Source organism: Mesorhizobium sp. WSM4828 (assembly GCF_055811175.1).
Map to the genome: position 1 here is coordinate 102,211 of NZ_JBVVQK010000001.1, position 25,082 is coordinate 127,292.

Here is a 25,082-nt window from a genome sequence, read left to right on the forward strand (position 1 = left end):
CTCACCACTCCGCCGCGATCTGCGTGCGCGCCGCGGCGAGCTTGCGGTAGAAATAGACGGTGAACAGGATGGACAGCAGGATCGAGAAATAGGCCATGGCATTGGCCATTCCCATCCTGGCGTCGCTGTAGGCGGTGCGGGCGATCAGCGTCCAGACCAGTTCGGTGCGGCCGGCAGGGCCGCCGTCGGTCATGATCTTGACGATGTCATAGGCGCGCGCGACGTCGAGCGAGCGGATGGTCATGGCGATGAAGGCAAACGGCATGATGAACGGCCAGGTGACATAGCGGAATGTCTGCCAAGGCGTACAGCCGTCGACGCGGGCGGCCTCGACCGGTTCGCGCGGCATCGCCAGCAGCCCGGCAAGGATCAGGATCGCGAACACCGAAGTCGACGACCAGATCTCGGCGATCAGGATAGCGATGAAGGCGAGATTGCCGTCGATCAGCCACGGGATGGCGCGGTCGGTCAGGCCGAGCCCCTGCAGGGCGTTGTTCACCAGTCCGATATTGTCGTTGAACATGAATTTGAACTGGAAGCCGACGAGGATCGGCGAAAACATCATCGGAAACATCATGATGGTCCGCAGGATCCGCTGGCCGCGCGATGCCTTCTCCACCAGCAGTGCAAGCCCGAGCCCGATCAGCATTTCCAGGTTGAGCGCCACCGTCAGCAGCACCACGGTGCGGGCAAAGGCGACCCAGAAAGCGCGGCTGGTCAGGATGGCGACGTAGTTGCGCGCGCCGATGAAGACCCAGAACGTCTCCGGCCTGGTCAGCCGGAACGGCGTGAAGCTGGAGTAGAGCGATAGCAGCAACGGCACTACCACCACAGCCGCCAGCACGATCACAGCCGGCAGCAGGAGCAGCAATGGCGGCGAAGGTCTCCAGCCTTTCATGGCGATCCGGTTCTGGTTGGTGCCCGGACACCGTAGGCCGCCATTGGCGAGCCGGGATCAAGACAAAGCGTGTTGCGCATGGTTCGTAAAAAGTTCGGGGGCGCCGCTCTTCGATGAGCGCGGCGCCCCTTGGGAGAATGGTCAAAGCTTGCCGGCGTCTTCAAGAATCTGGGTAGCCTTGGCGGCAGCGTCGTCCAGCGCCTGCTTGGAGGTCTTGTCGCCGAGGATGGCGGCCTGCAATTCGGGATAGACGGCGTTGGAGATTTCGATCCATTCGGGTGTCTGCGGCACGGCAAAAGCGTGCTTTGCCTCCTCCTGGAAAGCCGCCAGCACTTCCTTCTTGTAAGGATCGCTGGCCGCCTGCTGGATATCCCAGTCCCACACCGCCGTACGGGTCGGCAGTGGGCCGCTTGCCGCCTCGAGCTTCTGGCTGTCCTCATTGGTCAGGAACCAGACCAGCGACGCCGCAGCCTCCTTGCTGGCGCAGTTCTCGGTGACCGAAAATCCGTGGTGCCCCGACCAGCCGGTGCGAATGCCGGCCGATCCCTTCGGCGCTACCTTCACCCCGACATTGCCGGCGACCTTCGACGACTTTGGATCATTGAAGAAGCCTGCCCAGCCTGGCCAGTCGAGGTTGATGGCGACGGTACCCGAGGCAAAGCCCTGGCCGAGATCGTCCCAGAGATAGTTGGTGGTGCCGGCCGGCACCGCCTTGGCCTTGTAGAGATTGACGAACCAGTCGAGCGCGTGCACGCCGGCTTCCGAGTTGAAGGCCGGCTTGCCGTCCTTGTCGAGGTATTCGCCGCCGTCGGCGATGAGCATCTCGTAAAAGCGGCCGTTGATCGCCTCTTCCTTGCCGGCGAACTGGGTGCCGTAGAAATCCGGCGGGCTGGCGAAGAATTCCGCCTGCTGGGCGACCTCGTCCCAGGTGTCGGGCGGTGTCAGCTCCTTGCCGTACTTGGCCTTGTAGGCGGCCTTCTTGGCTTCATCCTGATAGAGGCTCTTCTGGTAATAGAGCGCCGAGACGTCGAATTGTGCGCGCGGCAGCATCACCAGCTTGCCCTCGAGCGTCGAGGCCTTGATCGTCGACGGCACGAAGGCGTCGATCTCCTCCTTCGGCAGCAGCTTGTTGAGGTCGGTGTAGATATCAGGATATTGCGGCGCGAAGGACGAGTGGTTCGAGCCGACGCACCAGTTAATGCTGCCGGAGGCGATGTCCGACTTGATCTCCTTGTCGAGCTCGAAGTGGTTCTTCTTCGAGATCACGTTGACCTTGGCGCCGGTCAGTTTTTCCCATTCGCCGATGCGCGCGTACAGCCCTTCATATTGCTGGCCGCCGATCAGCTTGGCGTCGATGGTGACGCCGTCGAATTTGCCGGGCAGTTCGGCAGCAAGGGCACTCGCACCCATTGCGAGCAGCGTTACGCCGGCCGACAGGCCGCAAAACAGTTTAGTCATTGGTATCCTCCCAAGAGTCTGCGTCGATCCATAGCGAGGGCTGATCGGCAGCTTCATTCATATACAAACAAAATATTTATAGGATCGTCAAGCCGAAAGTTCTTCCGGAAGCAACCGTTATGCGTATATGAAATGTGAAATTCACTGGAGAAGCCCAATGGCAGAGGACGAGGAAGACGAGCGCTATCGAGCCCCGGCGTTGGACAAGGGGCTCGACATCCTCGAGCTGCTGGCCGGCGTCGATGGCGGCCTGACGCAGGCGGAAATCGCCAAGAAACTCGACCGCAGCCCGAACGAGTTCTATCGCATGCTGGATCGGCTGGTGCGGCGCGGCTATGTCACGCGGCCGGATGGCGACCGTTATTCGCTGACGCTCAAGCTGTTTGGCCTGGCGCAGCTGCACGCGCCGGTGCGCCGGCTAGCCTCCTATGCGACGCCGCTGATGCGCGAACTGGCCGAAACCACACAGCAGGCAAACCAGCTGGTCGTCTTCGATCGCGGTTCCGCCGTGGTGATCGCACAGCAGGAGGCGCCGGATTACTGGGGCATCTCCATCCGCGTCGGCTCGCATATCAGCCTGTTCGACACCGGCTCCGGCCACGTGTTGCTGGCGTTCCGCCCGCCGGAAGAGCGGCAGATGATGATCTCAGAACATCTGCGCAGCACCGACAAGCCACCGCAGTCGCCGGAATTCTTTGCCCGCCTCGACCAGATTAGGGAACGCGGCTACGAGATGATGGCATCGCTGCAGACGGCCGGCGTGTTCAACCTGTCGACGCCCGTTCTCGGCTCGGACGGCAAGGCGATCGCCGCACTGTCGATCCCCTACATTACCCTGGTCAACGCACCCAAGGCGCCCGACATTACCAGGACGATCGAGCTGTTGCTGACGGCGACCGAAAAGCTGTCGCAACTGGCGGGATCGACCGTCAAGCAATCGCGATGAATTCTTATTTGAATGAAGAATTTCTCCGTGAGATGATCTCGAAGTCGCCAAGGAGGAGCGCGCCACCATGATCTTCGACACCCATCTGCACCTGATCGACCAGTTCGCGCTGCGCTACCCCTGGCTCTCCGGCGTGCCGGCGCTCAACCGCGATTTCTCCTACGACGAATATGCACTCCAGGCGCGCCGGGCCGGCATCGAGGGCGCATTGCATATGGAGGTCGATGTCGATCCAGCCGACATCGAGGCCGAAACCAGCCGTGTCAAAGCGCTGTCGCAGCAGAAGAACAGCTTGCTACGCGGGGCAATCGCCTCCTGCCGTCCGGAAGAGCCCGGCTTTGCCGCCTATCTCGAGCGCCAGCGTGCCGATCCTTTCGTCAAAGGCTTTCGCCGCGTGCTGCACGTCATGCCGGACGAGCTTTCGGAAGGCGCGCTGTTCCGCGAAAACATCAAGCGGCTTGCCGGCAGCGGCCTGACCTTCGACCTTGTCGTTCTGCCGCACCAGATCCCCAAGGCGATTGCACTCGCCGACCTCGCGCCGGATGTGCAGTTCGTGCTCGACCATTGCGGCGTGCCCGATATCAAGGGCGGTGCCGAGCACCCCTGGCGCGAGCACATGGCGGAGATCGCGCGGCGCCCGAACGTCGTCGGCAAAATTTCCGGTGTGGTCGCCTATGCGGATGCCGGATCCTGGACTGTCGAAACGCTGCGTTCCTATGTCGAGCACACCATCGAATGCTTCGGCTGGGACCGTGTCGTCTGGGGCAGCGACTGGCCGGTCTGCACGCTTGGCGGCGGGCTTGCGACCTGGATTGCGACAACGCACGCGCTGCTCAGCGGCGCTAGCGCTGACGAACGGCAAAAGCTGCTGTCCGCTAATGCGAAGCGGCTGTGGAGTTTGTAGGCGCCTCAGATTGTCGCCGACACGTGCCGCTCGCGGCCGTAGAGCGAAACCAGGAGCACGATGACCAGGCCAAGTGCCGCCTGCACCGTTGACGGCCTGAAGCCGAGGCCGATCAGCAGCGTGTTGATCTCCGTCAGCACCAGCACGCCGGCGATGGTGCCGAAATAGCTGCCGCGGCCGCCGACAAGGGCGGCGCCGCCGACCACCACTGCCGCGATCGTCTGGAACAGATAGGGCTGGCCGACATCGCCATAGGCAGAGCCGGTGAAGCCGAGCAGCAGCACGCCGGCCGCGGCGGCAAAGAAGGCGCTCGCGGCATAGGTGACCGTCCACATGCGGACTGGATCGATCAGCGCCAGCGGCGCAGCACCTGGGTTGCTGCCGAGGGCATAGAGACGGCGGCCATATGGCGTACGCGCCAGTACCAGCGCTACCAGCAAGGTCAGCACCACGACGCATGGCACCAGCCCCGGCACCGGCAGCGGTCCGACCGAACCGCCGATCGAAACGAAGGCGGAAACCGCAGCAGGCGCCGATCCGGATGGAAAGCCGCCGGTCCACAACAGCACGGCACCTTGCACGATCATGCCGACGCCGAGCGTGACAATCAGCGGGTGGATGTCGAGCCCGCGCGAGATCAGGCCGTTCAGCGCCCCGATCAGTATGGCGAGCGCGACGACGACCGCGCAGACAAGAGCAAAATTCCAACCGCTGCCGTAGAGCTGTGCGGCAACGACATTGGCAAAGCCGATGATGAAGGGGATCGACAGATCGATGCCGCCCAAGATGACGACGAGGGTCTGGCCGATCGATGCCACCGCCAGCAGCGAGGCGATCACCAACAGTGCCCGGATGGCGAAGGGCTGGGAGTAGCCCGGAATGAGCAAGGTGCCAAGGAGATGCAAGGCGACAGCGACGGCAAAGGCACCGGCGACGCGGGCATTGGTGGATTGGAACCAGGTCTGGCGCATGCTTCTCAGCCTTTCCGCCCTGATAGCCGCTCCTGCAGCGCCGTCATGATCACGGCCACAACCAGGATCGCACCATAGGCGATCTGCAGCACATAGGTGGAGACGTTGAAGGCGGTCAGCACGCTCTGCAGCAGGAAGATGTCGATGGCGCCGATCGCGGCCCCGGCGAGCCCGCCGCGCCCGCCGGCAAGGCTGACGCCGCCGAGCGCCACCGCGGCGATCGCGATCAGCGTGTAGGTTGGCCCGATATTGGGGTCGGCCGAGCCGATCAGCGCGGTCAGCATCAGGCCGGCACAGGCGGCGAGAATGCCGGTCATGACATAGGCGATGAAACGCACTTTCGTCACCGGAACGCCCGCCGTGTAGGCGGCGCGGTCGTCGCTGCCCACCGCCATCAGCTGGTTGTAGTAAGGCGTCTGCCGCACCAGCCACCAGAACAGGAAGATCAGCGCTAGCGGCAGCGCCGACCAGGGTCCGGCCATTGCCTTCAGCCAGCCCGGCGCCGGCCCGATCGGCGCCGGCAGGACAGTCAGCGTCATGCCGGTGAGGATCAGGTAGGTGCCGAGCGTCGCAACGATCGGCTGGATGCGGACGATGGTCGCCAGAAAGCCGTTGGCGGCGCCGACGATCGCGCCGATCAAAAGCGCCGCCGGCACAATGACCAGCGGCGAAGACATCCCAAGCCTGAGGAACAGCAGCTGGATCACCATTGCATTGACGAAGCCCATCAATGGCCCGACGGAAATGTCGATGCCGCCGCGCCCGGCGAGGATCACTGGAGCCGAGGCGAGCGCTGCGCCAACCAGCGGCGCGGCGAGCCCGATCAGCGCGCCCCAGGCGGCAGGATGGAAGCGCGCCGGATTGAGCAGCAGATTGACCGCGATCAGGATCACCAACAGCACTGCCGCAAAGCCCGCGCCGCGCCATCGCGCCGCCATGCGCCGCAAGCCGCTCATGCGGCGCGCCCGAACATGGCGGCGATCACCGCATCGCTTTTCATTGCGTCTCCGGTGATTTCAGCCGCCACCTGCTGTTCGCGGAACACCAGCACGCGATGGCAAAGCAGCAGGATCTCCTCGATCTCGCTCGACAGGATGACCAGAGCCATGCCGTCCGCCGCCAGTCCACGAAACACATCGTAGAGGACATGGCGCGTCGCCACGTCGACACCGCGCGTCGGATCGTTGAGCAGCAGGATCGCCGGTTCCAGCGCCAGTGCACGGGCCAGCAGCACCTTCTGCTGATTGCCGCCGGAGAGCGTTGTGATCGGGGCGTCCGGCTGTGGCGCGACGATGGAGAGTTTTTCGCGATAAGCGTCATAGCGCCGCCGCCGTGCGGCGAAGCTGAGCAGGCCGAAACGTATATCGCGCGACAGCGTCGAGACGGCAAAATTGTCGAGCACCGATTGCGTCGGGAAAATGCCGGTGGTGCGCCGGTCGCGCGGCAAATAGGCGATGCCGCCGGCGACTGCCTTGCGGAAATTGATGATCGCGCGCGCTCCGGTTGGCGCCTCGACGGTCACCTCGCCGCCAGCCGGGCGTTCCAGGCCGGCCAGCACTTTCAGGAACCGCTCCTGGCCGTGGCCGTCGAGGCCGGCAAGGCCGACGATCTCGCCCGGCGCAATGGTTTGCGTCACGGGGCTTGCGCCCGGCGCGATCACCAGGCCGCGCACCGAAAGGCTGGCGCGATCAGCCATGCGCCAGTTCCGCCGCCGTGCGTGGCGCCATCGCCCTGAGAAGTTCGGATGCGGTGGACGTGCCGCGTTCCTCAGTCGTCACCACGCTGCCGCCGCGCAGCACGGAAATCCGGTCCGAAAGCGCCATCACCTCGTCCATGCGATGGGTGATGAACAGGATCAGGCAGCCTTCCGAGGCAAGCTTGCGCATCATGGCGAAAACCGCCTCGCGATCGGCAAAGTCTAGCGCCGCTGTGACCTCGTCGAGGATGAGAATGCGCGGGCTGCGTACCACGGCGCGGGCGAGCACCACCAATTGCTGAACCGCCAGCGGCAATTGCCCGGCCAACTGGTCGAGCGGGATCTCGGTCACTGCGAAGCGCTTCAGCACCGCTTGCGCGCGTTGCCGCCGCTCGGCGCGGGGCACCGTGCGCGTCAGCAGGCCGTCGAGGCCGAGCAGGATGTTGTCGGTCACCGAACGGTCAGGCGCGATCAGCACTTCCTGGAACACGGTGGCGAACCCGGCGCCCTGGAAGGCCGCCGGCGAGAGGCCGGTGAAGGGCGCTCCGTCGAGCAGGATCGCGCCGCTGTCCGGCTGGACGATCCCCGACAGCAGCTTGACCAGCGTGCTCTTGCCCGAACCATTCTCGCCCAGGATGGTGTGGATCGTGCCGGCACGGAACGCAATGGAGGCATTGGCCAGCGCAATCGTTTCGCCGTAGCGCTTCGAGATGGCCTGGACTTCCAGCATGAGCAATCCTGATGGAGAAAGCCGGCACCGCTGGTGCGGAGCCGGCTTTCATAAATGCTACTTGGCGCAGGCGTCCGGCACCTTCGAATAATCCCAGCCCTTGGTCGGTGCCGGATTGGCGAAGTAGGCATCGAGCCATTCCTCCGGCATCGGATCCTTCGGCGGGACCGGGAAGATCGAGACGGCGTCCGGCGTCATGCAGTCCTTGTACCAGGTGCCGAGGTCGGCATTGTGCACCGGCGGAATCGGGATCAGCAGCGTGTTGAGCTTGGGCTTCTGCCCATCCAGCATGCGCGTCCCGACACGAAACAGCGTCTCGGCCGTCCAGTGCGGCAGAACCGCATGGCCTTCGAAGCGGTATTTGTCGGGATTGGCCTTCCAGTAGCCGAGCGCATCTCCGGTGATCGAGCCTGTGATCAGCGGGGCAGGGCGGCCGGCCTCGGCAAAGGCCTCGGCAACGACGCGGCTTTCGCTGCCGGTCGTCCACACCGCATCGATCGGCGCCGGATTGGTGGCGATCGCCTGCAGCACCGCCGTCTTGGTGACGTTAGCGGTCCAATTGCCGTTGACGCTGCGCGAGACCTTGAGCTTTGAATTTTCGGCCAGCGCCTTGTCGGCGCCCTGGCGCTCCTGCACGACGATCGGGTGACCGGCAATGCCCTCGACCAGAAGCACGCTGCCGCCGTCCGGCATCGCTTTGCCGATCGCCGTCATCATGTCATAGCCCCAGCGCGCATAGTTGGAATCGACGTTGATCGCATTCGGGCTGGTCACTGACCCAGCTGCCGTGATGAAGGGGATGCCGGCTTTGGCTGCGGCATCGATGGCATCGTCCAGCGCCGTGGCCGAGCCGGGGATCGAGGTGATGATCGAGCATTTCTTGTCGATGAAGGCGCGGATCTGGTTGATCTGCTGACTGGCGTCGTTGTTGGAATCCGACACCTCGAAGCTCGCCACGGTGCCGTCGGCGATCAGGCCGTCGACCAGCCGCTTCAACTCCTTGGTGACGGTGACGCGCCACGGATTGCCCTGGTAGGACTCAGAGTGGCACCATTTCCACGGCTTTGGCGGCGGCGTGAAATTATCCCAGGCCGACGGCAGCACCTTCTGAGGCGCGCCGTCATATTGCGCCTTCAGTTCGGTCGGCAATCCAGCAATCACGCCCGAAACGTCTTGAGCGCAGGCTATGGTCGTGACCGATGCAAGTGCGGTTGCGGCCATAAGGCCGCGGATCAGGCTGTTCATGTTCTCCTCCGTTCGCTTGTTTTCAGGCTCCTCCGCCGGCAACGCCGGACACCTGCGTCGAAAGGCTCTCCCGAAACAGGCGATTGAGATCGGCAACGACGCGAGCCGCATTGTGCCTTTCGCTCAGGCCGAGATTGATGCGATCGGACGCCGCCTGCTGGAACGCCATGTAGCCGTCATGCCGCGGCCTGACCCAGGCACCTTCGAGCGTGGCCCGCGTGTCCTTGTAGAAATTGCCGGCGGCGGCATTGACGGCGGCATCCTCCCAGGCCGCGGCGTGGCCGGGCTGGCCGCCGGCCGCGGCGTAGAGGCCGCGCTGCACCTCGCCGCTGGCGATCCAGTAGGCGAAGTCGATGGCTGCCTGCCTGGCCTTCGAGAAGGCCGACACGGCGAGGCCGGTCCCGCCGAGCGCCGAGCCTTTGGGGCCGGCATTGCCTGCGACCGGGATATCCGCGAAAGCCAGGCGGTTGGGTCGAAACCCTGCAATGGCATAGGAGACGTAGCCATAGATCAGCGGCGCGCAGGCGATCCGCGAGCCGGATCCGGCCATTTGGTCCAGAACCGCGATCGGATCCATGCCAAGACAGGCCGGGTCGACGAGGGCTGCGATCTCGCGCATCATCTCGAAGACCTGCTTGCCCGTTGCCGGATCCACATGGTCGCCAGGGCCTTCGCCGGCGGGCCGGCCGAGATTGCCGGCAATCGTGTAGAACGTCATCAGCGAATGCGGCGGCCTCAGCGGCAACAACACGTGGCCTTGCCGCGCCAGATCGAGCGCGTCGGCCCAGCTCGCCGGCGCGGCCGAAAGCATGTCGGGCCGCCAGGCCTGCACCTGGCTCGCCGCGTCGATCGGAAACGCCCACTGCCGGCCTTGCCAGTTGTAGCTCGGAAAGGACCGGCCGACACTGCCCGCCGCAAGTGCCGCGCGTTCGGCTTCCCGGCCGGCGACATCGAGCGGCGTCAGGCAGCTCTCGGCGGTGATCTGGCCGACATGCGGATGGTCGATGACGATCAGATCATAGCCACGAGCCAGTTCCTCGACCGGGAAGGATTCGAAATCCTGCAGCGAGCGCTTGCCCCATTCGATTACGACGCCGGTCCGTTCCGTCCATAGCGCCGAACAGGCGACCAACGGGTCATAGCCGCGCGGATGGCTCCAGGTCATGCCTTTGAGCGTTAGGTCGCTCACAGCCCGAACTCCGCGCGGATCTTTGCGCTGTGCTCGCCGATGCGCGGCGCGGCCCGCTCGACCTTGGCGCGGATGCCGTCGACCCTGAGCGGCGAGCGCGTGGTGAGGATCGAAACGTCATCCTCGCGCGTCACCGTCTGCAGCATGTCGAGGACCTGGAAGCCTTCGCTGGCCATCATCTCCGGCCATGTCAAAACCTTAGCGCACCAGATGTCGGCAGGCTCGAGAATGCCGAGCCACTCGTCGACCGTCCTGGTCGCGATCTTTTGCGCGATGACCGCCTTGATCTCGTCGCGGGCGGTGAACCAGGTCGACGGCTGGTCGCGGTAGGGCGCAAGTTCCTCGAGCCCGAGGAGATCGGCGAGTTTCGAGATCGGTGTCATCGCGATCGCCAGATAGCCGTCCTTGGCCGGATAGACGCCGTAGGGCGCCGACAGATAGGCGTGCGCGCTGCGGAAGCTCGACCGCCGCGGTAGCCGGCGCCCGTCATTGAGATGCGTGGTCAGCACCTCGAACTGGAAGTCGACCAGCGCTTCGAGCAGGCTGGTCTCGACGTGGCTGCCCTTGCCGGTCATGCCGCGCCGCACCAGTGCCGCAAGAATGCCTTGCGCGGCGGCGGAGCCCGCCAGCATGTCGGCGATCGCCAGCCCGAAGGGCACCGGCCCCTGGTCCTCGTCGCCGTTCAGCCACATCACGCCGGAGCGGGCCTGCGCCAGCAGATCCTGCCCGGGCCGTTTGACCCACGGGCCTTCCTCGCCATAGCCGCTGATCGAGGCATAGACCAGGCGCGGATTGATCTTGCGCACCGCCTCGTAATCGAAGCCCAGGCGTTCGATGACGCCGGGCCTGAAATTCTGGATCAGCACGTCGGCCTTGGCCAGCAGGCCGCGCAGCGCCGCAAGGTCAGCCTCGTCCTTCAAGTCGATTGCAAAGCTTTCCTTGGCGCGGTTGATCGCGTGGAAAATAGTGGAATCGCCGCCGATCTCGGTGTCACTGAGATAGAGCCGGCGCGACAGGTCGCCGCCATCCGGCCGTTCGATCTTGATGACGCGAGCACCGAGGTCGAGCAGTCTGAGCGAGCAGTAGGGCCCGGACAAGAACTGGCTCATATCGACAACGATGAGCCCGGTCAGCGGCAGTTCGGCAATGGCCGCCATTGCCTATTTCTCCGTCTTGCCGGCGAAATCGGCCGGATTGCGGTACTTCACCGTCTGCAGGTGCTCGCAATAAAGCACGAGCTCGCCTTCACCCTTGAAAACTTCGTAGCTGGCGCGGATCAGCCCCATTTCCTTGTATTTTGGCTTCTTGTCGAGGTTGGAGCGGATCGAATAAATCGTGTCGCCGATGAACACCGGCTTGATGAAGCGCAATTTGTCGTAGCCATAAGAAAAGGCGTTGATGCAGTTGGTGGCGACCAGCCCGAGCCCGGCCGAGAACACGAAAGCGCCGGCGACCAGCCGCTTGCCGAAAATGCCTTCCGTTTCGGCGAACATCTGGTCCTGCACGTATGGATGGATATCGAGTACCAGCGTGTTGAAGAGATGGCTGTCGCCCTCGGCAATGGTCCGGCGCAGCGAGCGGATCTTCTGGCCGACCGGCCAGTCTTCGTAGAACCAGTTCTCCGCATTCCAGACAGGAAGGTCGGCATGATCCCTAGGCATATTGGCGGGGTGTGTCGATGCCACGCCCACGGTTGGCGCGAAACCGCTCATGACGGCTTCCCCGGGCAGCGGGAATCGTCCATCAGGGCGCGCCGCAGACCAGCGAAATGCATGATCGATCCTCCCGTCAATCTTCTTTTGTGAATAGTATTTTCACATATGGGGTTGTGTTGCAAGCGAGTCTCGGCGAAATTTTGCCTGCTCCGTCGCGGCCAATGCCGGCGGAACAAGGGAGGAAGCGATGCAGAATGCCTGTCTGGTTTTCGTCGGCAGCCTCAATCGCGACGCCCCGTATTTTCAGGGCGCGCGCGGTGTCGGGTTGGGCGTCTACAGTTTCGACGAGGGGACGCTGGAGACAAAGAAACTGGCCGAGACGGAGGACATCGACAATCCGACCTTCCTGTCGGTGACGCCGGACGGCTCCCACGTTTACGCCAACTCCGAAGTGTTCACCTGGCGCGAAGGCGTGGTCTCGGCCTACCGTTTCGACAGGCAGACCGCCACGCTGTCCTACATCAACAAGCAGCCGACGCTGGGCAGTATCACGGCGCACAACACCATCACGCGCGACCGGACAAAGCTGCTGGTCGCCAATTACGGCATGGGCGAGGGCGGCCCCGATCGCTCGGTCGTGGTCTTGGGGCTGCGCGAGGATGGCGGCCTGACAGCGCCGTTGTCGAGCGTCGCGCATAGCGGGACCGGACCAGATCCTGCCCGCCAGGAGCGGCCGCATGCCCATAGCGTAACCGAGACGGTTGCCGGCGGCATGGCGATCGTCGCCGACCTCGGCATCGACCGGCTGGTGTCTTATCGCATCGGCTCAGACGGCAGCCTGACGAAGCTCGCGGCGTCGGCGCTCGCGCCGGGCGCCGGTCCGCGCCATTTGGCGCTGCATCCGGGCGGCCGCTTCGTGTTCGTCATGAACGAGCTGGATTCGACAGTCGTCTCGCTGGCGCTGGATGAAGCATCAGGCAAGCTTACGGTGATCGACAGCAAACCGGCCGTGCCGCCCGAGGCACGCGACGGCAATCACTGCGCCGACATCCAGATCTCGCCCGACGGCCGCTTCCTCTACGGCTCCAACCGCGGCCATGACAGCATCGCCGTGTTTTCGGTGGACCAGCAAGCCGGCAGCCTTGCCCTTGTGGGCTATACGCCTTGCGGCGGCGCCACGCCGCGCAATCTGGCCCTGACACCCTCGGGCGGCCATCTGTTCTCGGCCAACCAGAATGCCGACCGCATCTCGATTTTCGCCCGTGATGCCGCAACCGGCCGGCTGACCGACACCAGCCGATCCATCGACATTGGCACGCCGATGTGCGTGAGGATCGTGCGTTGACGTGATCTCAGAACTCGAGCGCCTGCCTGAGTGCCGGGCCGCTCCTGACGCGCAAATCGAGGTCGGCCTCGATATGGTCGATGTGGTGCAGCATCAGCGCGCTGGCGCGTTCGGTATTGCCGTTTTCCAGCGCCTCGAGGATCTGCGTGTGTTCGTTGTGGCCGCAGCTCGAGATACCCGAGCGGCCATAGAGTGCGATCACCAGCGATGAACGAGCGACCAGCTCCTCCATGAAGCGCTGCAGGATGACGTTTCCCGCGACCGACGCCAGAAGCAGGTGAAAATCCCCCGACGCCTTGATCTCCGATCGCCTTGCGTTCGGTCCGCGCTCGGCGATGAAACGGCCTTCTTCGTCGAGCTGAGCCTTGAACGCGGCGACATGCACCGGCGTCATCCGTCCGGCGGCGGCAATCGCGATGCCTGGTTCGATGAGGCGGCGCGAAGCAAAAACCTGCCGCGCCTCCTCCGGCGACGGATTGGCGACGAAGGCGCCGCGGTTGCGCTCGGTGCGCACCAATCCCTCGAAGGAAAGCATCTGCAGTGCGGCGCGCGCCACGGTGCGGCTGACATCGAACAGCGTGCCGACTTCGCCTTCGGAAAGCTTGGTTCCCGGCGCCAACCGGCGATCGACGATCGCGTCGCGCAACTGGTCGCGGATCGCCTGCGCGCGATCCTCGTTGACGGCCTCGATAGCAGGGAAAGTCTGGTCGGCAATGTTCATGGCGGTGATCCTGCGTACTTCTACCCTGAATCGCATCGCTTGGACGAGAGACAAAGTGAATACAGGGATTAAAAAGATTGCATACGATTTCTGCGAGGATCGGCGGCAATCGCCTATAATTTGTGCATTGCACAAGGATGCCGTATCGGCAGCCACGTAGATACAGCCCCGATTTCTTCGAGGATTCAGTCGGTTGGTGCGGCGGCGCGCAACTGGCACGCATGATGCTTTGGCTAATCCGACCAAAGGGGAAGCTGGATGTCCAAAGCCGCCGAAATCGACATTGTGTCCGTTTCGAAAGTCTATGGCGCGACGACTGCCGTCGAAGGCATCAGCCTGAAAATCCCTGCGGGGACCTATTGCTGCCTGCTCGGTCCGTCCGGCTGTGGCAAGACCTCGACGCTGCGCATGATCGCCGGGCACGAGAGCATATCGAGCGGCGATGTGCGGCTCGGCAACACAGTGGTTACCGACCTGCCGCCGGCCAGGCGCGGCACTGCCATGATGTTCCAGTCCTACGCACTGTTTCCGCATCTCGACCTGATCGACAATGTCGCGTTCAGCCTGAAGATGAAAGGCGTGGGCAAGGAGGAGCGCCGCGCCAAGGCACTCGACATGCTGAAGCTGATGCAGATGGAGGCCTATGCCAGCCGTCGTCCGGCGCAGCTTTCGGGCGGCCAACAGCAACGCGTTGCTCTCGCCCGCGCACTGATCACCGATCCCGAGGCGCTGTTGCTCGACGAACCGCTATCGGCGCTCGATCCGTTCCTGAAAATCCGCATGCGGGCCGAACTGAAGAAGCTGCAGACGTCGCTCGGCATCACTTTCGTCCACGTCACTCACAGCCAGGAAGAGGCGATGGCGCTGGCCGACCTGATCGTGGTGATGAACGACGGCCGTATCGAGCAGGCGGCGCACCCCCGCATCGTGTTCGAGCGGCCGGCCACTGCCTTCGTCGCCCGTTTCATGGGCGACCACAATGTCATCTCCGGCCGCGTCACCGGCAGTCGCGACGGCATGGTCGTTTTCGATGTGTCCGGCGGCGTCACGCTCGCCGCCAGCGGGCAGGGCAGGGAGACCGGGGAGCCCATCGATATCGCCATTCGCACGGACCACGTGCGCATCGGCGAGCCGCCGGCAGCCGGGCTCGGCTTCACCGGCATCGTTTCAAACGTCGAGTACCGCGGTTCGACCGTGAAGCTCTCGGTCAATGGCGCCGGCATCGACGATTTCACGGTGATCGTCGACGACACCAGCTTCTTCGCCAGGCCGGTTGCCGTCGGCGACGCCGTGCAGATCGCCTGGGACGCTGAGGACGCGATCGTCCTTGGCCGTCTCCATTCCTGAATCCAGCATAACCAACCAAAACAGGGGAACTGAACATGACCAAGACCACCGACAAGAAGACTGGAATATCGCGACGTTCGCTGCTCAAGACAGGTGCCGCCGTCGGTTTTGCCGCCGGTTCCGGCGCCATATCGGGCTTTCCGACCATCTGGGCGCAATCGAACATCACGCTGCGCCAGTTCGGCACCGGCGTGTCTAACCTCAATGCCATCGCCGACAAGTGCAAAGCCGATCTCGGCATCACGCTGGAGATGACGGCAACCGATTCCGACGCCGCCGCGCAGCGCGCCGTGACGCAGCCCGACAGCTACGACATCGCCGACATCGAATACTGGATCTGCAAGAAGGTGTTTCCGACAGGCGTCCTGCAGCCGATGGATGTCACCAAGCTGAAATACTACGACGAGCTGGTGCCGCTGTTCAAAACCGGCAAGCTGACGCCGGACAGCGTCATCGCCCAGGGCACCGCGCCGCACACGGTCGGTTACGTCGAGGCGCAGGACAGCAAGGCCTTCGCCAAGGCGCCGACCAATTGGTTCACCATGGTGCCGACGATCTACAATGCCGATACGCTCGGTATCCGCCCCGACCTCGTCGGCCGCGATATCACCACCTGGGCCGACATCATGGATCCGGCCTTCAAGGGCAAGACCGCCATCCTCAACATCCCATCGATCGGCATCATGGATGCGGCGATGATCATGGAAGCCACCGGCAATATCAAGTATGCCGACAAGGGCAACATGACCAAGGAGGAGATCGACAAGACGATCGATTTCCTCATCAAGGCCAAGCAGGACGGCCAGTTCCGCGCCTTCTGGAAATCCTTCGACGAGAGCGTCAACCTGATGGCTTCAGGTGAAGTGGTGATCCAGTCGATGTGGTCGCCGGCCGTGGCCGCGGTCCGCTCCAAGGGCATCGCGTGCCGGTTCCAGCCGCTCAAGGAAGGCTACCGCTCCTGGGGTGGCGGGCTTGGCCTGGCAGCCCACCTCTCCGGCGCCGAACTCGATGCCGCCTATGAATACATCAACTGGTACACGTCCGGCTGGGTTGGCGGCTATCTCAACCGCCAGGGCTACTACTCGGCCAACATGGTGTCGGCCAAGAAGTTCATGTCGGAGGACGAGTGGGGCTACTGGATCGAAGGCAAGCCGGCAAAGGGCGATATCCTGTCGCCGGACGGCAAGGTCATGGAAAAAGCAGGCGCCGTGCGTGACGGCGGCTCGTTCGAAGAGCGCATGGGCAAGGTCGCCTGTTGGAACTCGGTCATGGACGAGGACCGCTACATGGTGAAGCGCTGGAACGAGTTCATCGCTGCTTGATGCCAGGCGATAACTGAGATGTTGCATTCCTTCGCGCCCCCCTCTGTCCTGCCGGACATCTCCCCCACAAGCAGGGAGATCGGCTGTGGCTTTCTTCAGCACTCTTCGTCATACGGCGATGATTGGCGAAGGCCGGCTTGCAAGCCAATCTCCCCCCTTGTGGGGGAGATGTCCGGCAGGACAGAGGGGGGCGCGAAGGATCACAGCCCGGCAAAATACCACCGAGGCTGTTCCAGATGACAGTGGCACTCGATCAGCCCGCAACCATTGCCACAAAGCCGGCCAGACGTAAGCGCTCCTTAGCCGGCCTCGCACCCTATCTCCAGGCGGCACCGCTGGCGCTGATCCTCGGCGCGTTTCTCCTGCTGCCGATCCTGATGATCGCCGTGGTCTCATTCTGGGACTACGATTTCGCGGCGATGTACCCGGATTTCCTGACCACCAACTACGCCGACACGCTCGGCTCCTGGGTCACCTGGAAGACCTATCTGAACACGCTGAAATACGCCGCCATCGTTTGGGCGCTGACGCTGTTCATCGGTTTCTGGGTCGCCTATTTCCTCGCCTTCCATATCAGGACCACGGCCATGCAGATGGTGCTGTTCCTTGTCTGCACGGTGCCGTTCCTGACCTCCAACATCATCCGCATGATCTCTTGGATTCCGGTGCTTGGCCGCAATGGCCTGGTCAACTCGACGCTGGTGCAGATGGGGCTGGTCCCGAAGCCGATCGAATGGCTGCTCTATTCCGAATTCGCCGTGGTGCTGGCCATGGTGCATCTCTACACGCTGTTCATGGTGACGCCGATCTTCAACACGCTGATGCGTATCGACAAGTCGCTGATCGAGGCCGCGCGCGACGCCGGCGCTTCCGGCTGGCAGGTCCTGTGGAACGTCGTCATTCCGCTCGCCAAGCCCGGCATGGCGATCGGCACCATCTTCGTCGTCACCCTGGTGATGGCCGACTTCTCGACGGTGCAGGTGATGTCCGGCGGGCAGAGCGCCTCCGTCGCGCTGATGATGAAGAACCAGATGTCGCTGCTGCAATATCCGGCGGCGGCTGCCAACGCGGTCGTGCTCTTGGTACTGGTCCTGCTGATGGTCGCGGGCATCCTGCGCATCGTCGACATTCGCAAGGAGCTGTGAGACTTTGAGTCACGACAAGCGGACCCTCGAATTCTATGTGCTGGCGGCGTTCTTTGCGCTTTTCGTGCTGTTCCTCTACGGCCCGCTTTCGGCGATCCTCATCCTCTCCTTCCAGGGCGAGAACGGCGGTTTGACATTTCCGTTGAACGGCGTTTCGCTGCACTGGTTCGCCAATTTGTTCGAGCGCCAGGCGGTCGGCGACTTCGGCGGCAGCTTCAAACGCTCGCTCATCCTTGGCCTGATGGTGATGGTCGTCACGGTCGCCGTGTCGCTGCTTGCCGGTCTGGCCTTCCGGCAGAAATTTCGCGGCGCAACCGCACTGTTTTATCTGGCCGTCGCCAGCCTCGTCGTGCCCTCGATTATCATCAGCCTCGGCATCGGCGTTGTCTTCCAGCAGATCGGCTTCCGTCCCGCCTGGTACACGTCTGCCTTAGGCGCCCATCTGACCTGGACCTTGCCTTTCGGCGTGCTGATTATGTTTGCTGTCTTCAACCGGTTCTCGCCGGCCTACGAGGAAGCCGCGCGCGATCTCGGAGCATCGTCCTGGCAAACCTTCGCGCACGTCGTGCTGCCGATGATTGCACCCAGCCTGATCGGCGTTGGCCTGTTTGGTTTCACTTTGTCATATGACGAGTTCGCCCGCACGCTGATGACCGCGGGAACCTTCAACACGCTGCCGCTCGAGATCTACGGCATGACGACCAATGTGACGACACCGGTGCTTTATGCGCTGGGCACCGTGACGACCGTGTTTTCCTTCCTGGTGATCCTGCTGACGCTCGGCGCGATCGTCTATGTCGGCCGCCGCCGCGAGCGTGCCTGACAGTGCAGATCCTTGTCGTCAATCCGAACACCACCGCCAGCATGACCGACACTATTGCGGCGGCGGCCCGATCGGTCGCTGCTCAATCGACGAAGATCGTTGCTGTCACCTCGACAATGGGCCCGGTTTCGATCGAAGGCTATTACGATGAAGCGCTTGCCGTACCCGGCCTGCTGGTCGAGATCGCCGCCGGCGAACGCTCAGGCGCGCAAGCCGCGATCGTCGCCTGTTTCGACGACACCGGCCTTGATGCCGCGCGCGCCATGGCCAACATTCCGGTCATCGGCATCTGCGAGGCCTCGCTCAGCACGGCCTCGTTCATCGCCCAGCGCTTCACCGTCGTCACCACCACCGGGCGTTCGCGCGTGCCGGTCGAAGGGCTGGTGCAGCGCTATGGTATGGCGGGGCGCGCGCGCGTGCGCGCCGCCGACATCCCGGTTCTTGCCCTCGAAGATCCGGCGTCCGACGCACTCCTGAAGCTGCGCGACGAGATTGCGCGCGCCATCGACGAGGATTGCGCCGAGGCGATCGTGCTCGGCTGTGCCGGCATGGCCGACCTGGCGGTGGCGCTGCAGCGGGAATTCGGGCTTCCGGTCGTCGACGGCGTCGGCGCTGCGGTGAAACAGGCCGAGGCATTGATCGCGCTTGGCCTGACGACATCCAAGCGCGGCGCCTATGCAAGCCCATTGGCAAAGCCCTATCATGGTGCGCTGAAATCCTTCGCGCCTGGTGCCGCCGATTGATCGCAATGCCCCGAACGATCCGAACGCTCGCACGTGAAGAAGTGGAAACCCTTGTCGATTGGGCGGCGGCGGAAGGCTGGAATCCCGGCCTCGGCGACTCCGCGCTGTTCCAGGCAGCCGACCCGCAGGGCTTCATCGGCGCCTTTGTCGACGGCGAACTGGCGGCCGGTATTTCGGCCGTTGCCTATGGCGAGGATTTCGGCTTCATCGGCCTCTACATCTGCCGGCCGGACAGGCGTGGCCAAGGCCACGGCAAGGCCGTTTGGGATGCCGGCATGGCGCGGCTCGGCAAGCGCACGATCGGCCTCGACGGCGTCGTCGAACAGCAGGCCAACTACCGCAGCATGGGCTTTGCGCCGGCCTACCGGACGATCCGGTTCATGGGGTCACCGAATGTCCCGGCAGCCGCCGACAACGACATTCGCGCCCTAGGGCCGGAACTCGTGCCGGACATACTGGACTATGACCGCCGTTTCTTCCCCGGCCCGAGGCGATCATCCCTGGAACACTGGCTGCGCCCGCCGCATATCGCGCTTGCGATCCTCAAGCACGGCGCCATTGCGGGATACGGCGTCGCGCGCCAATGCCGGGACGGCTGCAAGATCGGCCCGCTCTTTGCCGACGATCTGGACGCGGCAAGCCATCTCTTCACCGCGCTCGCGCACATGTCCGGTCCTGGAAACGTCCATCTCGACGTTCCCGAAACCAGTGGACAATTTGCAGATTTGCTGTCGTCCGCCGGCCTTCAACCGGGCTTCGAGACCGCTCGAATGTACAAGGGAAAGGCGCCGCAGCTCATGCAGTCCGGGGTTTTTGCGATAACGACGCTGGAGTTGGGGTGAGGCGGTGCAAGCCGACTTCCAGCGCAAAGTCGGGCAACAGGAATATGTGATCTACTTTTCCTGAACTGAAATGCCGGAATCGTCGATACGAAGTTCCACGCCTTTCGGCTTAGTCTCCTCGCGATAAACGTAAATCCCCAACGCAATGACGGCGACGACCAAAGCGCCGATGATGAGATAAAGATAGTTCTGCTTCATCCGCTGTCGTTAACAACATGATGTGGGCGAGTCTAGCAGTTCGGGTATCAGGACGGCGGACGGACACGCACGTCGATCAGCGATCCAGCCGGTCGCGCAGCATGCTCCAGGGGAGGACCATGTTTGGTGCATGCCGTATCAGGCTGTGGAACGGGATCGGCGACGGCGGCGCAAACGGCAGCGGCAAATCCTGAGGCTTTGTTCGATCAACCCAATCTGCAAGCACCTTGCCCATGGCGGTGGTCATGGCAATGCCGCGACCGTTGCACGCGAAGCCCGCAATCAAGCCGGGGCCGAGATCGACGAGGTGGGGCAGGAAGTCGGGCTCGACGGCAGCCATCCCCGACCAGCTATATTCAAGCGGCGGGATTTCCGGGAGATCGAGATGCTTGGCGAGCCGTCGCCAGATCGCCCGCGGCACCCGCGTGTCGGCACCGGGGCCAAAAACATGCATGCCGCCGGTGATCAGCCTGTTTCCGCTGTCGAAGCGGAAGGTGAAAAGATTGCGCCTGGTGTCGCCGACGCCTTGCCCGCCCGGAAGCAACCGGGTGCGTGTTTCGCGCGGCAGCGGCGCCGTCGCGATCTGGAAGATTTTCAGCGGGAAATAGGTTCGCTGCAGCGCGCGATCCAGCGCGCCGCCATAGGCGTTGGTGGCGACCAGCACTTTTTCGGCACGCACCGAACCGGCGGCCGTCTTCAGAGCCCAGCCACCCCCTGTCCGGTCGATCGATTTAACCCGTGTATATTCGAAGATGCGGGCGCCGGCCTTTTCCGCCGAGTCGGCCAGCCCGCGCGCATATTCGACCGGATTGAGGACACCGCCCGACCTGTCCATCCAGCCGCCGAGATAGCCGCGAACACCGGTCAGCTCCTCGGCCGCCTGACTATCCAGCGCAATAGCCGGCCTTCCGCGTCGTGCCCATTGTTCGGCGCGCGATCTAGTTTTTTCCAAAGCGGCCGGCGAATGGGCGGGTTGTATCCAGCCGCTCTGGACTGCATCGCATTCGATGGCATGCCGCTTGATCAGGTCGAAGACGAGGTCGGCGCCGCCGGCGGCGAAATCGACAAGGCGTTCGCCGCGTTCGGGCCCAAGCTGGGCAATGATATCGTCGGGGTCTCTTTTCGCGAAATTCGGCACGACAAAGCCGGCGTTCCTGCCGGTCGCGCCCCAGGCGATGGTTTCCGCCTCGAGGACGGCGACCGCGACGCCTTTCTCGGCGGTGTGCAGCCCGGTGGAAAGGCCCAAGAATCCGCCGCCGACAATCGCCAGATCGACATCGAGTGCACCTTCGAGAGCCGGCCGGTCGCGGCGGTTGCGGCCGACCGCGTGCCATAGCGAAAGGCCGCGTGGCACGGCAATGCTGCTCATGACCTTGCAGCGCTCTCGTCTGGTGTCACTTTCGTGCTCTTGCCAAACCTCACACGCCGCGGCCTGTCGCCGAACAGGCCGTTCGGCCTGACCAGCAGGATGACGCACAGCATCACGCCGATCGCCACGATCTGCAGCGAGGCGGCGCGGGCCTGTTGTTCGGGCGAGAACAACACACTCGTCAAGGCTCCCGATCCGGCCCATATCGCCCAGACCAGGATGCTGCCGATGACGGCGCCGATGTTGCTGCCCGAGCCGCCGACGATCAGCATCACCCAGACCTGGAAAGTCAGCGCCGGCAAATAATTGTCCGGAGCGATGAAGCCGGTGAAATGCGCCTGCAGCGCACCGGCAAGCGCCATGATGGCGCCGCCGACGGCAAAGGCCTGGACGCGGTAGAACCGCGCGCTTTTGCCTAGGGATATCGCGGCCCGCTCATCCTCGCGAAGCGCCCTCAATACACGCCCCCACGGGCTGCGCGACAGATGCTCCAGCGCGAGATAGACGATCAGCGTCATCACCGAGACGATCGCAAGGTTCGAAAGGTTGAACAGCAACGGCGTTTCGGCAAGACCGCCGAACGGACGCGGAATGAAGCCGATGCCGAACGGGCCGCCGGTCAGCTTCTGGGCATTGAGCGCTACCAGTTGCACGACGACGGCGACGCCGAAAGTAGTGATCGCCAGATAGTCCGATCTCAGGCGCAGCGTGGCGATGCCGGTGATGGCGGCGGCGACACCGCCAACCAGCATGGCGCCGAGCCAGCCGACAAGGATCGGCAGACCGAAGCCGCCCAGTCGCGCGGCATCGTCGGGCGTGGTCAGCAGCGCCGAGGTGTAGGCACCGATGGCAACGAAGCCGGCGACCCCGACATTGAAAAGCCCGGTCAGCCCCCATTGCAGGTTGAGCCCGAGCGTGACGAGCGAAAAGATCAGCGCGGTGGTCAGGAAGAAGGCGCCGTAGCCGAGCAGATCCATCAGCGTTCCCTCACTCCGAAAAGGCCGATGGGCCGCATGAACAGCACGGCCATCAGGATGATGAACGAGACGGCCGCCCGCCATTCGGCGCCGATCAATTGCACGGCACCCGCTTCGGCCATGCCGATGATCAAACCGCCGAGAACGGCGCCGGGCACGCTGCCGATGCCGCCGAGGATGGCGGCCGCGAAGATCGGCAGCAGCATCTCGAAACCCATGAACGGGCGGATCTGGATGAGAATGCCGATCATGACGCCGGCGACGCAGGCCAGCGCGCCGCCGATGATCCAGGTGACGCGCACCACCCTGGCGACGTCGATGCCGACGATGCGGGCAAGTGCCGCGTTCTGGCTTAATGCCTGCATCGAGCGGCCGATCTGGGTCCGCGTCATCAGGAGATGCACGCCAAGCACCAGAATGGCGGTCAGCAGCAGCAGCGCGATCTGGTCCGGGGTGATGCGAATGCCGAAGCCTATCGGCATGGCGATCTGGATGGCCCGGCTGAAATAGGTCGGCCGCGAGGTGAAGATGAATTCGAGCAGGCTTCTCAGCGCCATCGAGGCGCCGAAGCTCGCCATCACCACGATGATCGCCTGGCCCTTGGCCCGTAGCCGCGCGAACAGCACCATGTCGAGCGCCAGCGCCAGTAGGCCGGTGGCCGCCATGCCGATGATGAGCGCCGCGATTAGCGGCCAACCGAAGGAGAGGGGCGCGATCGGCGCGATCTTGCCGAACATCGCGCCGATGGCGCTAACCACGGCCAGCGTCGCATAGGCGCCCCAGGCCATGAAGTCGCCATGGGCGAAGTTCGAGAACCGCAGGATCGAATAGGTGAGTGTCACGCCGATGGCGCCGAGGCCGATCATCGACCCTGCCAGCAGTCCGTCGACGACAAATTGCAGGTTCATGCCGCGCCTCCTTTCCCTAGCTCACGGCGGCGCTGGCCAAGGTAGAGCTCGGCGACGACCGGGTCGTTCCAGAGCTCGGAGGCGACGCCCTGGTGCCGGTCCTTGCCCTCGACCAGCACATAGGCGCGGTCGCCGATGGCAAGCGCTGCCTTGGCGTTCTGCTCGACCAGCAGGATGGTGACGCCGGACTTTCGGATGCCGGCCAGCATCTCGAACACCATCGATACGAATTTCGGCGACAGGCCGGCCGACGGCTCGTCGAGCACCAGCACCTTGGGATGGACGATTAACGCCCGCGCGACGGCCAGCATCTGCCGCTGTCCGCCCGAGAGATTGCCCGCCGCCGTTCTGCGCTGACGGGCGAGATCGGGAAAGGCCGCATACATTTCCTCGATGCGGGCGGGGACCTCGCGCGGCCTCAGGATGCCGCAGGCGACCCTTAGATTGTCCTCGACCGACATCAGCGGGAAGATGTTCTCTGTTTGTGGCACGAAGGCAAGGCCAAGGCGGACCATGGTGTGGGCGGGCGACGCCGTGATATCCTTGCCGTCCAGCAGCACCGTGCCGCCGGTGATCGGGACAAGGCCGGCGATTGCCTTGATAAGGCTCGACTTGCCGGCGCCGTTGGGACCGAGAACGACGACGATCTCGCCCTGGTCGACGGTGATCGAAGCGCCGCGCACGATCGGAACGCCAGGCTCGTAGCCGGCTTCGAGATCGCGGACATCGAGTACCCTTTGGCTCATGCCGCGCCTCCGAGATAGGCCTCGATGACGCGTGGGTCGCGCGCCACCTCCTCCGGGGTGCCTTCGCACAGAAGCTGGCCGCTCGCCATGACCAGCACGCGGTGGCAAAGCCGCGCCACCATGTCGATATTGTGCTCTATCAGCAGGAAGGTGATGCCGCGCGCATTGATGTCGCGGATGCGGTCGATAATGATCTCGAGCAGGGTTGCGTTGACCCCGGCCGCCGGTTCGTCGAGCAGGATGATCGCCGGATCGGCCATCATCACTCGGGCCAGCTCGAGCAGCTTGCGCTGGCCGCCTGACAGCACGCGCGCCGGCTCGTGTGCGAGGTGAGCGATGGTGACGAGTTCGAGTAGTTCGATGGCTCTTGTCTCGGCAGCCCTTTCTTCGGCAGCGACCCGCCGAGGGGTCAGGAAATTGGCGAGCAGTTTTTCTCCGGCCTGCCCTTGCGCGGCAAGCATGACGTTTTCGATCAGCGTCAGCTTAGGCAAGGGCCGGGGGATCTGGAACGTGCGGCCAAGGCCGCGGCCGATGCGGCGATGGGCAGCTTCCCCCGACACCGATACGCCGTTGAGAAGGATTTCGCCGCTGGTCGGCAGAATGCTGCCGGCCAGGAGGTCGAACATCGTGGTCTTGCCGGCGCCGTTCGGGCCGATGAGGCCAAGTATTTCGCCCGGCCGGACGTCGAACGAGACATTGTTGACCGCGACCAGGCCGCCGAAGCGTCTGACGACGTTCCTGGCCGTGAGGACCGGCGCGCGGATCTCCTCCTGCCGTTCCGTCGTGTCGCTCATCAATCCCTCTGGCCGAAAAGCGATCTTCGTCGCCTATGATTTGATTTGTGATCACACTTGCTTTGATCACGCTATTCGGCTTTAATTTCTTCCGCAAGCCGAAAACGGCC

The 25,082-nt window shown here is 63.8% G+C and carries 26 protein-coding genes; 9 read left to right on the forward strand and 17 right to left on the reverse strand.

Annotated elements, in window-relative coordinates; translation table 11 throughout:
- Position 1: 1 nt before the first annotated feature.
- Together AC0L2X_RS00605 and AC0L2X_RS00610 are read right to left on the reverse strand one after the other, a co-directional pair.
- Positions 2–898 carry a carbohydrate ABC transporter permease gene (locus tag AC0L2X_RS00605; protein WP_473552960.1) on the reverse strand — a complete coding sequence of 299 codons (897 nt, stop codon included), beginning with the start codon at positions 896–898 and terminating at the stop codon, positions 2–4.
- Between the two features lie 141 nt (positions 899–1,039).
- Positions 1,040–2,356, reverse strand: a complete 1,317-nt coding sequence (locus AC0L2X_RS00610) for a type 2 periplasmic-binding domain-containing protein (RefSeq protein WP_473552962.1) — start codon at positions 2,354–2,356, stop codon at positions 1,040–1,042.
- A 157-nt stretch (positions 2,357–2,513) separates the two neighbouring features.
- On the opposite strand from AC0L2X_RS00610, the gene AC0L2X_RS00615 reads away from it, so the two are divergent.
- Both AC0L2X_RS00615 and AC0L2X_RS00620 read left to right on the forward strand, forming a co-directional pair.
- Positions 2,514–3,302, forward strand: a complete 789-nt coding sequence (locus AC0L2X_RS00615) for an IclR family transcriptional regulator (RefSeq protein ID WP_473552964.1) — start codon at positions 2,514–2,516, stop codon at positions 3,300–3,302.
- Between the two features lie 67 nt (positions 3,303–3,369).
- Entirely contained in the window at positions 3,370–4,206 is an 837-nt protein-coding gene (locus tag AC0L2X_RS00620; RefSeq protein WP_473552967.1) for an amidohydrolase family protein, read from the forward strand.
- Positions 4,207–4,211: 5 nt separating this feature from the next.
- Here AC0L2X_RS00620 and AC0L2X_RS00625 read toward each other — a convergent pair whose 3' ends face one another.
- The 8 genes from AC0L2X_RS00625 to AC0L2X_RS00660 are packed head-to-tail and all read right to left on the reverse strand — an operon-like array spanning position 4,212 to position 11,749.
- Positions 4,212–5,177 carry an ABC transporter permease gene (locus AC0L2X_RS00625; RefSeq protein WP_473552969.1) on the reverse strand — a complete coding sequence of 322 codons (966 nt, stop codon included), beginning with the start codon at positions 5,175–5,177 and terminating at the stop codon, positions 4,212–4,214.
- A gap of 5 nt (positions 5,178–5,182) precedes the next feature.
- On the reverse strand, positions 5,183–6,133 hold the full coding sequence (locus AC0L2X_RS00630; RefSeq protein ID WP_473552971.1) for an ABC transporter permease: 951 nt from the start codon (positions 6,131–6,133) through the stop codon (positions 5,183–5,185).
- Positions 6,130–6,873 (reverse strand): ATP-binding cassette domain-containing protein, encoded by a 744-nt coding sequence (locus tag AC0L2X_RS00635; RefSeq protein WP_473552972.1) that lies wholly within the window; start codon positions 6,871–6,873, stop codon positions 6,130–6,132. Before AC0L2X_RS00635 ends, AC0L2X_RS00630 begins: the two co-directional genes overlap by 4 nt.
- Positions 6,866–7,603 (reverse strand): ATP-binding cassette domain-containing protein, encoded by a 738-nt coding sequence (locus AC0L2X_RS00640; protein ID WP_473552974.1) that lies wholly within the window; start codon positions 7,601–7,603, stop codon positions 6,866–6,868. Before AC0L2X_RS00640 ends, AC0L2X_RS00635 begins: the two co-directional genes overlap by 8 nt.
- A 57-nt stretch (positions 7,604–7,660) precedes the next feature.
- Positions 7,661–8,848: an ABC transporter substrate-binding protein gene (locus tag AC0L2X_RS00645; RefSeq protein WP_473552976.1), complete on the reverse strand. Its 1,188-nt coding sequence runs from the start codon at positions 8,846–8,848 to the stop codon at positions 7,661–7,663.
- A gap of 22 nt (positions 8,849–8,870) precedes the next feature.
- Positions 8,871–10,013, reverse strand: a complete 1,143-nt coding sequence (locus tag AC0L2X_RS00650) for an extracellular solute-binding protein (RefSeq protein ID WP_473553662.1) — start codon at positions 10,011–10,013, stop codon at positions 8,871–8,873.
- Positions 10,014–10,033: 20 nt separating this feature from the next.
- On the reverse strand, positions 10,034–11,194 hold the full coding sequence (locus AC0L2X_RS00655; protein ID WP_473552978.1) for a CaiB/BaiF CoA transferase family protein: 1,161 nt from the start codon (positions 11,192–11,194) through the stop codon (positions 10,034–10,036).
- A 3-nt stretch (positions 11,195–11,197) separates the two neighbouring features.
- Positions 11,198–11,749, reverse strand: coding sequence for a MaoC family dehydratase (locus AC0L2X_RS00660; RefSeq protein ID WP_352660477.1), 552 nt, complete (start codon positions 11,747–11,749; stop codon positions 11,198–11,200).
- A 190-nt stretch (positions 11,750–11,939) separates the two neighbouring features.
- Between AC0L2X_RS00660 and AC0L2X_RS00665 the strand changes: the two genes are divergently transcribed.
- Entirely contained in the window at positions 11,940–13,037 is a 1,098-nt protein-coding gene (locus tag AC0L2X_RS00665) for a lactonase family protein (protein ID WP_473552981.1), read from the forward strand.
- 7 nt (positions 13,038–13,044) lie between these two features.
- Here AC0L2X_RS00665 and AC0L2X_RS00670 read toward each other — a convergent pair whose 3' ends face one another.
- Complete coding sequence (locus tag AC0L2X_RS00670) at positions 13,045–13,758, reverse strand: GntR family transcriptional regulator (protein WP_473552983.1); 714 nt, start codon at positions 13,756–13,758, stop codon at positions 13,045–13,047.
- A 258-nt stretch (positions 13,759–14,016) separates the two neighbouring features.
- Here AC0L2X_RS00670 and AC0L2X_RS00675 point away from each other — a divergent pair, with 258 nt between their 5' ends.
- The 6 genes from AC0L2X_RS00675 to AC0L2X_RS00700 all read left to right on the forward strand — a co-directional run bounded on the left by AC0L2X_RS00675 (position 14,017) and on the right by AC0L2X_RS00700 (position 19,980).
- Positions 14,017–15,105 (forward strand): ABC transporter ATP-binding protein, encoded by a 1,089-nt coding sequence (locus AC0L2X_RS00675; protein WP_352488532.1) that lies wholly within the window; start codon positions 14,017–14,019, stop codon positions 15,103–15,105.
- Positions 15,106–15,140: 35 nt separating this feature from the next.
- Complete coding sequence (locus AC0L2X_RS00680; protein ID WP_473552990.1) at positions 15,141–16,427, forward strand: ABC transporter substrate-binding protein; 1,287 nt, start codon at positions 15,141–15,143, stop codon at positions 16,425–16,427.
- A 236-nt stretch (positions 16,428–16,663) separates the two neighbouring features.
- Entirely contained in the window at positions 16,664–17,572 is a 909-nt protein-coding gene (locus AC0L2X_RS00685) for an ABC transporter permease (RefSeq protein WP_473552992.1), read from the forward strand.
- A gap of 4 nt (positions 17,573–17,576) precedes the next feature.
- On the forward strand, positions 17,577–18,395 hold the full coding sequence (locus AC0L2X_RS00690) for an ABC transporter permease (RefSeq protein ID WP_473552995.1): 819 nt from the start codon (positions 17,577–17,579) through the stop codon (positions 18,393–18,395).
- A gap of 2 nt (positions 18,396–18,397) precedes the next feature.
- Positions 18,398–19,138, forward strand: a complete 741-nt coding sequence (locus AC0L2X_RS00695) for an aspartate/glutamate racemase family protein (protein WP_473552996.1) — start codon at positions 18,398–18,400, stop codon at positions 19,136–19,138.
- A 5-nt stretch (positions 19,139–19,143) separates the two neighbouring features.
- Entirely contained in the window at positions 19,144–19,980 is an 837-nt protein-coding gene (locus tag AC0L2X_RS00700) for a GNAT family N-acetyltransferase (protein ID WP_473552999.1), read from the forward strand.
- A gap of 51 nt (positions 19,981–20,031) precedes the next feature.
- Here the strand turns inward: AC0L2X_RS00700 and AC0L2X_RS00705 are convergent, their stop codons facing one another.
- From AC0L2X_RS00705 to AC0L2X_RS00730, 6 genes are all read right to left on the reverse strand, one after another.
- Positions 20,032–20,178 carry a hypothetical protein gene (locus tag AC0L2X_RS00705; RefSeq protein ID WP_023716676.1) on the reverse strand — a complete coding sequence of 49 codons (147 nt, stop codon included), beginning with the start codon at positions 20,176–20,178 and terminating at the stop codon, positions 20,032–20,034.
- A 76-nt stretch (positions 20,179–20,254) separates the two neighbouring features.
- Positions 20,255–21,547, reverse strand: coding sequence for an NAD(P)/FAD-dependent oxidoreductase (locus AC0L2X_RS00710; RefSeq protein ID WP_473553001.1), 1,293 nt, complete (start codon positions 21,545–21,547; stop codon positions 20,255–20,257).
- Positions 21,544–22,527, reverse strand: a complete 984-nt coding sequence (locus AC0L2X_RS00715) for a branched-chain amino acid ABC transporter permease (RefSeq protein ID WP_352564867.1) — start codon at positions 22,525–22,527, stop codon at positions 21,544–21,546. Before AC0L2X_RS00715 ends, AC0L2X_RS00710 begins: the two co-directional genes overlap by 4 nt.
- Positions 22,524–23,432 carry a branched-chain amino acid ABC transporter permease gene (locus AC0L2X_RS00720; RefSeq protein WP_473553003.1) on the reverse strand — a complete coding sequence of 303 codons (909 nt, stop codon included), beginning with the start codon at positions 23,430–23,432 and terminating at the stop codon, positions 22,524–22,526. Before AC0L2X_RS00720 ends, AC0L2X_RS00715 begins: the two co-directional genes overlap by 4 nt.
- Complete coding sequence (locus AC0L2X_RS00725) at positions 23,429–24,178, reverse strand: ABC transporter ATP-binding protein (protein ID WP_473553006.1); 750 nt, start codon at positions 24,176–24,178, stop codon at positions 23,429–23,431. Before AC0L2X_RS00725 ends, AC0L2X_RS00720 begins: the two co-directional genes overlap by 4 nt.
- Positions 24,175–24,972 carry an ABC transporter ATP-binding protein gene (locus tag AC0L2X_RS00730; protein ID WP_473553007.1) on the reverse strand — a complete coding sequence of 266 codons (798 nt, stop codon included), beginning with the start codon at positions 24,970–24,972 and terminating at the stop codon, positions 24,175–24,177. The genes AC0L2X_RS00725 and AC0L2X_RS00730 overlap by 4 nt, the downstream gene beginning before the upstream one ends.
- Positions 24,973–25,082 lie beyond the last annotated feature (110 nt).